This window comes from Bifidobacterium sp. LH_558 (assembly GCF_056356295.1).
The window spans coordinates 21259-29040 of the sequence record NZ_JBKETZ010000010.1 but is presented as its reverse complement, the minus strand read 5'-3'; the positions used below and the strand labels follow the sequence as shown (position 1 = coordinate 29040).

Below are 7782 nucleotides of genomic sequence, written 5' to 3'. Positions count from 1 at the left end.
TGGCCTGGGTGAGACGCCCGGTCCCATTCCGAACCCGGAAGCTAAGGCCCAGCACGGCGATGGTACTGCACCCGACAGGGTGTGGGAGAGTAGCACGCCGCCGCATTACACGAACACAGGACCCCGGTCGAGCCCCACGGCTCCCGGGGTCCTGCCATACCCCCGGACAAACACCCACGGCGGGATCCCGGCCGCCACGCAAGACGCCCGGGGCCCGCTTTAACCGGGCCCCAACCCGCGACCCGCGACGAACCGGAACCCCGCCTCCTTGTTCCAAGACGCCGGGGATCCCTCGACTCCGCTCGGGACGACGGATGCGCGTCCGGTCCGTCGGGTCGCGTTCGGGGACTGCGGGACGGCCTCTCCCCGTCATCCCGAGCGCAGCGAAGCGCAGCCGAGGGATCCCAGAACCAACAACACACGAGGAATCCCAGCGCCAACAACAAAACCCTCCGATGGACGGACGCTCTCAGCGAGGCATCCATTCATCGGAGGGTTTGTTATATGCGCTGAACCTTGCGGAACCTAACCGATGGAACTATCGGTCCAGACGGAAGCCTTGGGTCTCGGAAGGAGGCAGTACGGGCTTGTTCAGCACGCCCTGGTCATTGGCGACGCCGGCGATCTGATCGCTGAACGCATCGACCGGACGATCCGCCGCGCGCAAATCGTAGTAGCGGTGCAGCGTCTCGTCGAAGGCGGCGAGGTCGGTGCGGAAGGACTCTTCGTTCGCGGCGTCCGCGGGATAGGTGTTCTCGAAGAACTGCATCGAACGCGGCATGCGAGGCTTGACCTCCGGCTCCTGATCGGGTTTGCCGATGGCCAGGCCCAACACCGGGTAGGTGTGCTCAGGCAGCTCAAGCAATTCGATAAGCGCGGGAACATCGTTCAGCAGCGAGCCGAGGATCACGCAACCCAAATCGAGGGCGTAGGCAGCGGTTTCCATCGCATGCAGAGCCAGCACGGCGTCGTTCTGGGCCTGCGTGTAACGGTAGCTGGAGGTCAGTGTGTACTCGTCTGCGGCGACGTCCACGCCTTTACCGGCGGCGATGCGAGCGTTGCGATGCTCGTCGAGCACAAACACGTACAGCAGCGGCGCGGAGGCGATGTAATGCTGATGGCCGATCGCCGCGAGCTTCGCTTTGACCTCGGGATCGGTGACGCGGATGGCCGACCAGTCGTTGAGGAACTGGCTGGATGCGGCATGCTGCGCGACGGTTTCCAACGTGGCGACGGTATCGGCGTCGATGGCCTCGTTCTTGAACTTGCGGATGGAACGGCGGTTCAGCAGGGTGCTGATAACCGGGTTATCAATGATATGTTCGCTCATGCGCTAATTGTTGCAGGAGCGAGAAGAAAAAGCCAAGCGAATATCGCTATCAGGAAAAGTCAGCGGCGGGTTTTGCGATGCCTACGGTCGACCAGCGCTTGGGAGCCGCGATCAGAGAGCTGAGAGACGATGGCGCCGAAAGCGGCGGAGGCCGCGGCGAACGCCAGACTCATCACCAGTCCTTGCTGGGCTGCATCGTCGACGGTTTTGCCTTTGCGCCCCGGGCCGCGATCCCACAGCAGCTGGAAGGCCTTGCCCGCGACCAGGCCGGCGAGTGTGGGCAGCGCGAACTTGATGAGCTTATCGCCCAAGGAATCGGGATCATTGAGTCGTTGGTCTCGCATGGCGTTCACCTTGTCGTCTATGGCATGGAACTGGGCGACGATGCGGTCCGCCGAAGAACCCTCGTAGTCGTCTTGGTAATCCGCGTACACGTCAGTCATGGACTCCTAGTGTAGTTCGTGGCACGTAAAACATCTTGAGGGAGCCCGTGTTCACTGATAGGCGCGACACCACGCGACACCACGCCGTTCCTCATAAGCCGACGCGTGAGAGTGGACTACAGTGGAGCGTATGACAACACAGAACGTTGACGGCAAAGCAGCCGCGAAATCCGGTCGTCTGGTGCTGTTGCGCCATGGACAGACCGCTTGGAGCGAATCCGGACAGCATACCGGTCGCACGAATATCCCGTTGACCTCCGAAGGGGAGCGCCAGGCCATAGCTGCCGGCGACCGCCTGCGGGAGGCGTTTCCCGACGGGTTCGCGCAGGGATGCGTGTTCGCGAGCCCTCTGCGCCGCGCCCAGCAGACCGCAGATCTGGCGGGATTCACGCAGCGCGCCACGCTGGACGGCATCGCCGAATGGGATTATGGCCGTGCCGAGGGGCGTACTCGCCAACAGGTGAGCGAGGCCGCAGGCTTCGCATGGGATGTGTGGCGTGATGGCTCGCTCGCGCTGCCTGAGTCGCTTGAGGGCGATTGGGAGGAGACGCTGCCCAGCGGCGAGCGGATCGCCGTGCACAATGGCAGGGGGGAGACTCTGGATGAGGCCGCTGCCCGCGCTCGTGGCGCGATCGCCGAAGTGCTGCCGTTGGTCGAATCCGGACGGGATGTGCTGTTGGTGGCTCATGCGCATATTCTGCGCATCCTCACTTCGCAATGGTTGGGCGTGGAACCCGAGTTCGCACGGCAGCTGCGTTTGGACACGGCGCATTATTCGGTGCTCGGGCAATACAAGGGCGACAACGTCATCGAGCGTTGGAATAGCTAATCTGAAATCGAGAAACGGCCGCAGGGTATTTCGGTCCGCAGCAGCGTTATCGCGCGCTGGGCGGCTCGCCTTGCGGCCGTTCGTTTATGCGCTGCGGATTTGGTCTGGCGTCATCGGACGATGAAGGGGCTGGTCCCGCCTGGTGGGGTAAAGACAAACGGTTGCTGCGGACTATAGACATTCGATGGGGAAACGTCGAAATCTTTGCCAACGTTTGTATTTGGTTATGTTTGGAAAAACGTTGAAAAATCAAGGAAAATAGGATGGGCTGGTGCCGATGTTCTGTGTTTGTGGGCAGAAATTATTGCTATCGTTTGCAAAATCGTCGATTGTGGTGCACAATAGATGCTGTCGAGGGTTGTAATGGTGCCGCCTCGGCGCCAGGTTCCGGCAACAGCCGGGCAACTTGATAGAGAAAGGTTCGACGATGAATCGTACAGTCAAAGCGGCGGTCAGCATGATCGCGATCACAGCCATGTCCATCGGCGCGCTTGCGGCATGCGGAAGCAGCTCCGCCAGCGACTCCGAAGGCAAGGTCTACTTCTTGAACTTCAAACCGGAGGCCGCCGATCAGTGGACCGCGCTGGCCGAGGCGTACACCGATGAGACCGGCGTCACTGTGGAAGTGCAGACGGCGGCATCCGGAACCTACGAGCAGACGCTGAAGTCGGAGATCGCGAAAACGGACGCCCCCACCCTCTTCCAGGTGAACGGCCCTGTCGGCTACCAGAATTGGAAGGGCTACACCGCCGACATGAGCGACACCGAGGTCTATAAGCAGCTGCAGAACCAAGATGTGGCGCTCACCGACGGCGACAAGGTCGTCGGCATTCCGTATGTGATGGAAACCTACGGTCTGATCTACAACAAGGACATCCTGAACAAGTACTTCGCGCTGGACGGCGCCAAGGCCACTTCCATCGAGGACATCGACTCCTTCGACGCGCTTAAGGCCGTGGCCGACGACATGCAGTCGCGCAAGGACGAGCTCGGCATCCAGGGCGCGTTCACCTCGGCCGGCTTCGATTCCTCCTCCGACTGGCGTTTCAAGACCCATCTGGCCAACCTGCCGCTGTACTACGAGTTCCAGAAGGATGATGTGACGGAGCAGCCGGCCACCATCAAGGGCACGTATCTGAACAACTACAAGAACATCTTCGACCTGTACATCACCGACTCCACCACCGAACCCACGCAGCTGAGCTCCAAGACCGGCGACGACGCCAACTCCGAGTTCGCGCTCGGCGAGGCCGCCTTCTACCAGAACGGCACCTGGGCGTGGACCGACCTCGAGAAGGCCGGCATGACCGCCGACCAGGTGGGCATCATGCCGATCTACTTCGGTGTGGACGACGCGAACGAGGGTCTTGTGACCGGTTCCGAGAACTACTGGTGCATCAACGAGAAGGCTTCCGAAGCCGACCAGAAGGCCACCGCCGACTTCCTGGCCTGGGTGATCACCTCCGACACCGGCAAGAAGGCGCTGAGCGAGGATATGGGCTTCACCACCCCGTTCAAGACCTTTGACGACGTGGAAACCGCCAACCCGCTGACCGCCGCCGCCGTGGAGGATCAGGCTTCCGGCAAGACCCAGGTGAGCTGGAACTTCACGATGATGCCGTCCGAGGAGTGGAAGAACCAGCTCGGTTCCGCACTGCTCGAATACGCGCAGGGAACCGGTGACTGGAGCGCTGTGGAATCCGCTTTCGTGGACAACTGGGCCACCGAGTACGCCAACGCCAACAGCTGATCAAGCGAGTCCGCTGATTCGCTGAATCCCGCCTAAAAAAGGGGGAGGTGGTTCAATCTGAACCGCCTCCCCCTTTCGTCGTCTTGATGAGGCCGTCTTGTCTCGTCATCTCGTGGAGATTTCGGCTTCGCTGCACTCCGCGCAGCGTGACGAACAATCATTGGCGACGTCGCCCCGAGCGGAGGCTAGAGAGCGCCCTTTTAGGGTGACGGCGGCTATGCTCCTGCGCGGACCCGACTGGGCAATATGAAGCGTGCCACCTTCCCCGAGCGCAGTTATGCTCCTGCGCGGACTCGGCTGGTGCTCGCCCGCACCACTAGCTGCGCGGGGAACACGCGGAACGGGGTGTCCGGAGTTTCGCCGTCGATGAGCTTGAGCGTGGTGCGTGCCGCCTCCTGGGCCATCAGAACCGGATCCTGCCGGATGGTGGTCAGGCCGATGTCGTCGGTGTAGAAGCTGTCGTCGTAACCGATAATCGACACGTCGCCGGGCACGGAGAATCCGTTGCGCTCCAGCTGGAACAGCAGCGGCAGGGCGATGCCGTCCTCCTGGCAGGCGATGGCGGTGGGCATGGAATCCATGCTCATCAGTTGCGTTACGGCGTTGGCGATGCGGTGCTCGCCCTCATGCACGTCGATGACATGCGGTGTGATGCCCTCCTTGGCGCACACCTCCATAAAGGAGTCGAAACGCTGCTGCACGCTGAAATGCAGCGAGACGTCGCGGTTGGTGCGCACATAGGCGATGTTGCGGTGGCCGAGCGCGATAAGATGCCGGGCGGCCAGCGTGGATCCCTGAACGTCGTCGATGTTCACCGCGGCGGTGAACCCGCGCTCTTGGGGCAGCACCGAGTTGATGCCCACAATCGGCACTCCCACGGACGAAAGCTTGGCGATTTCGTTGTTGTCGATATCGAACGAGGCGACGATCACCGCGTCGGCGTTGCGGCGCACGGGAAGCATCTCGAAGAACTCCTTGCGCTCCTCGATGCTGGAAATCTGAAAAATCGAAATATCGTAGCTGTTCGCATGCAGCACCTGATTCAATCCCTCGATCACCGAAGCGCTGAACCACAGGCGGATATGGTCGCTCATCAGCAGCGCGACGCGCAAGGATCGGCCGGATTTGAGCGCGGCGGCGGATCGGGACAGGGAGAAATGCAGCTCGTCGGCGATGCTCAGCACGCGCTCGCGCGTGCGTGCCGACACCAGATCGGATCTGGTGAAGGAGCGGGAGACGGTGGAGATGGAAACCCCGGCGGCCTTCGCCACATCCTGAATGCTTGAGCTCATCGATTCCTCTGTGTGCTGTATGAACGGTGGGTGCGCTCGCGGGCGGCTGTGCGGCGGCCCTGCGAGCGGATTGTTCCAGCATACATGGCAATACGAGAATCGCTGAATATGAAAACGATTGATATACAAACGTTTGCAATACGCGAATAATGGGAAAAAATCGCGTCATTTGGGTAATTTTGGCGCATTGCAACAGTGTCAAATGATCGTGTTTTGTCATTTTTTCAGCTGAAAAAATGACAACGTTTGACAGATGAGTTGCAGGCAACTAGCATGAGCATAAACCGGTTGTTCCTCGGCTGCCGTATCACCGGTGGGCCGCGGGGCGAACCGTACGGACGCCACCTCGCACGATGCCGTGCGTGGCAAGGCTCAACGAGGAGGAAGGCACGCAATGATCAGCATGGCCGGCAAAGCGGTGCGAAGGTGGTGGGCGCTTTTCGCGCTTCCCACATTCGCGGCGTTCATCATAGGATTCGTCATCCCATTCATCATGGGCGTATACCTGAGTTTCTGCGATTTCACCACGGTGACCGACGCCGAATTCATCGGCTTGGGCAACTACGCCAAAGCCTTGCAAGACAGTGAGTTCGTGCATGCGCTCGGCTTCTCGACCGCCCTGACCGTGGTCACCACCATCGTGATCAATGTGGCCGCGTTCGCCGTGGCCTACATGCTTACGAAGAAAATCAGGGGATCGAATATCTTCCGTTCGGTGTTCTTCATGCCCAACCTCATCGGCGGCATCATCCTGGGCTATATCTGGATGCTGCTGCTCAACGGCGTGCTCGCGCACTGGGCCAAGTCGCTGACCTACTCCGCCACCTACGGCTTCTGGGGTTTGGTCATTCTGGTCTGCTGGCAGCAGATCGGCTACATGATGATCATCTACATCGCCGGCCTGCAGTCCCTGCCCACCGACGTGCTCGAAGCGGCCGCCGTGGACGGCGCGTCCGGCACCCAGACCATGTTCCGCATCATCATCCCGCTCATGATGCCGAGCATCACCGTGTGCTCCTTCCTGTGCGTAACCAACGGATTCAAGCTGTACGACCAGAACCTCGCACTGACCAACGGCGCGCCGAGCAATATGTCGGAAGGCCTGGCCATGAACATCACCCGCACCTTCTACGGCCGTGTGGGCTGGGAAGGCGTGGGACAGGCCAAGGCGGTGCTGTTCTTCGTGCTGGTGGCCGTGGTCGCGCTGATCCAGAACAAGCTCACGACAAGCAAGGAGGTGTCCGCGTGATGAACGAGGGCAAGAAGTTCAAGCACGGCGGACTATGGACCGCGCTGTTCACGGTGATCTCGCTGGCGTGGGTGTTCCCCATCGTGCTGGTGGTGATCAACTCCTTCAAGCAGAAGGCTTATATTTCAAAGAACGCGTTTTCGATTCCGGCTGGCAAGGCCTTCGTCGGCTTCGAGAACTACGCACGCGGCATCGAGGTCACGGATTTCTTCGCCAGTTTCGGCTGGACCGTGATGATCACCGTCGGTTCGGTGCTGCTGATTCTGCTGTGCACCTCGATGTGCGCGTGGTGGATCGTGCGCGTGAACAATTGGGCCGCCAAACTGCTGTACGTACTGTTCCTGTTCAATATGATCGTGCCCTTCCAGATGGTGATGTTCACCCTCTCCAAGCTCGCCGACATGCTGGGGCTCAACACCCCGTGGGGATTGTGCTTCGTGTATCTCGGCTTCGGGGCGGGACTTGCGGTGTTCATCTTCACCGGCGTGGTCAAGGGCATTCCGGTCGAATTGGAGGAGGCCGCGATGATCGACGGCGCCTCCGTGCCGCGCATCTTCTTCCAGGTGGTGGTGCCGATTATGCGGCCGTCCATCGTGTCGGTGGCGATTCTGCAGGCCATGTGGATCTGGAACGACTACCTGCTGCCCTACCTCACGCTGGATCTGCGTCACTACAAAACCATTTCGGTGGCCATCCAATACCTGAAGGGCGGCTACGGCTCCGTGGACATGGGTGCCATGATGGCCTGCCTCGTCCTGGCGATCATCCCCATCATCGTCTTCTATCTCATCTGCCAAAAGCACATCGTCAGCGGGGTAATGGCGGGAGCCGTTAAAGGTTGACGACTGGCGTCGTCAACCTTTGGTGGACGCCCCGGTGGGGCGTCCAC

7 protein-coding genes and 1 rRNA gene are annotated in these 7782 nt (G+C 60.6%); 5 read left to right on the top strand and 3 right to left on the bottom strand.

Annotated elements, in window-relative coordinates:
* A 5S ribosomal RNA gene (gene rrf / locus AC1AV0_RS10620) occupies positions 1 to 106 on the top strand; the annotation flags it as partial.
* 432 nt (positions 107 to 538) lie between these two features.
* Here rrf and AC1AV0_RS10615 read toward each other — a convergent pair.
* Together AC1AV0_RS10615 and AC1AV0_RS10610 are read right to left on the bottom strand one after the other, a co-directional pair.
* Complete coding sequence (locus AC1AV0_RS10615; protein WP_476573810.1) at positions 539 to 1330, bottom strand: nitroreductase family protein; 792 nt, start codon at positions 1328 to 1330, stop codon at positions 539 to 541.
* Between the two features lie 59 nt (positions 1331 to 1389).
* Positions 1390 to 1773 carry a DUF4235 domain-containing protein gene (locus AC1AV0_RS10610; RefSeq protein ID WP_094637437.1) on the bottom strand — a complete coding sequence of 128 codons (384 nt, stop codon included), beginning with the start codon at positions 1771 to 1773 and terminating at the stop codon, positions 1390 to 1392.
* Positions 1774 to 1903: 130 nt separating this feature from the next.
* Between AC1AV0_RS10610 and AC1AV0_RS10605 the strand changes: the two genes are divergently transcribed.
* Both AC1AV0_RS10605 and AC1AV0_RS10600 read left to right on the top strand, forming a co-directional pair.
* On the top strand, positions 1904 to 2602 hold the full coding sequence (locus AC1AV0_RS10605; protein ID WP_169714292.1) for a histidine phosphatase family protein: 699 nt from the start codon (positions 1904 to 1906) through the stop codon (positions 2600 to 2602).
* A gap of 406 nt (positions 2603 to 3008) precedes the next feature.
* A complete protein-coding gene (locus AC1AV0_RS10600) occupies positions 3009 to 4352 on the top strand; it encodes an ABC transporter substrate-binding protein (protein WP_169714293.1) in 1344 nt (447 codons plus the stop codon).
* 275 nt (positions 4353 to 4627) lie between these two features.
* On the opposite strand, the gene AC1AV0_RS10595 is transcribed toward AC1AV0_RS10600, so the two are convergent.
* Positions 4628 to 5644, bottom strand: coding sequence for a LacI family DNA-binding transcriptional regulator (locus AC1AV0_RS10595; RefSeq protein WP_094637439.1), 1017 nt, complete (start codon positions 5642 to 5644; stop codon positions 4628 to 4630).
* Between the two features lie 394 nt (positions 5645 to 6038).
* Between AC1AV0_RS10595 and AC1AV0_RS10590 the strand changes: the two genes are divergently transcribed.
* Together AC1AV0_RS10590 and AC1AV0_RS10585 are read left to right on the top strand one after the other, a co-directional pair.
* Positions 6039 to 6893, top strand: a complete 855-nt coding sequence (locus AC1AV0_RS10590) for a carbohydrate ABC transporter permease (protein ID WP_094637440.1) — start codon at positions 6039 to 6041, stop codon at positions 6891 to 6893.
* Positions 6893 to 7735, top strand: coding sequence for a carbohydrate ABC transporter permease (locus AC1AV0_RS10585; protein WP_094637441.1), 843 nt, complete (start codon positions 6893 to 6895; stop codon positions 7733 to 7735). Before AC1AV0_RS10590 ends, AC1AV0_RS10585 begins: the two co-directional genes overlap by 1 nt.
* Positions 7736 to 7782: the final 47 nt, after the last annotated feature.

Bases quoted from the DNA above. Each gene is read 5' to 3' on its own strand.
- AC1AV0_RS10585 (WP_094637441.1), top strand. From the start codon at position 6,893: ATGAACGAGGGCAAGAAGTTCAAGCACGGCGGACTATGGACCGCGCTG.
- AC1AV0_RS10590 (WP_094637440.1), top strand. From the start codon at position 6,039: ATGATCAGCATGGCCGGCAAAGCGGTGCGAAGGTGGTGGGCGCTTTTC.
- AC1AV0_RS10615 (WP_476573810.1), bottom strand. From the start codon at position 1,330: ATGAGCGAACATATCATTGATAACCCGGTTATCAGCACCCTGCTGAAC.
- AC1AV0_RS10595 (WP_094637439.1), bottom strand. From the start codon at position 5,644: ATGAGCTCAAGCATTCAGGATGTGGCGAAGGCCGCCGGGGTTTCCATC.
- AC1AV0_RS10605 (WP_169714292.1), top strand. From the start codon at position 1,904: ATGACAACACAGAACGTTGACGGCAAAGCAGCCGCGAAATCCGGTCGT.
- AC1AV0_RS10610 (WP_094637437.1), bottom strand. From the start codon at position 1,773: ATGACTGACGTGTACGCGGATTACCAAGACGACTACGAGGGTTCTTCG.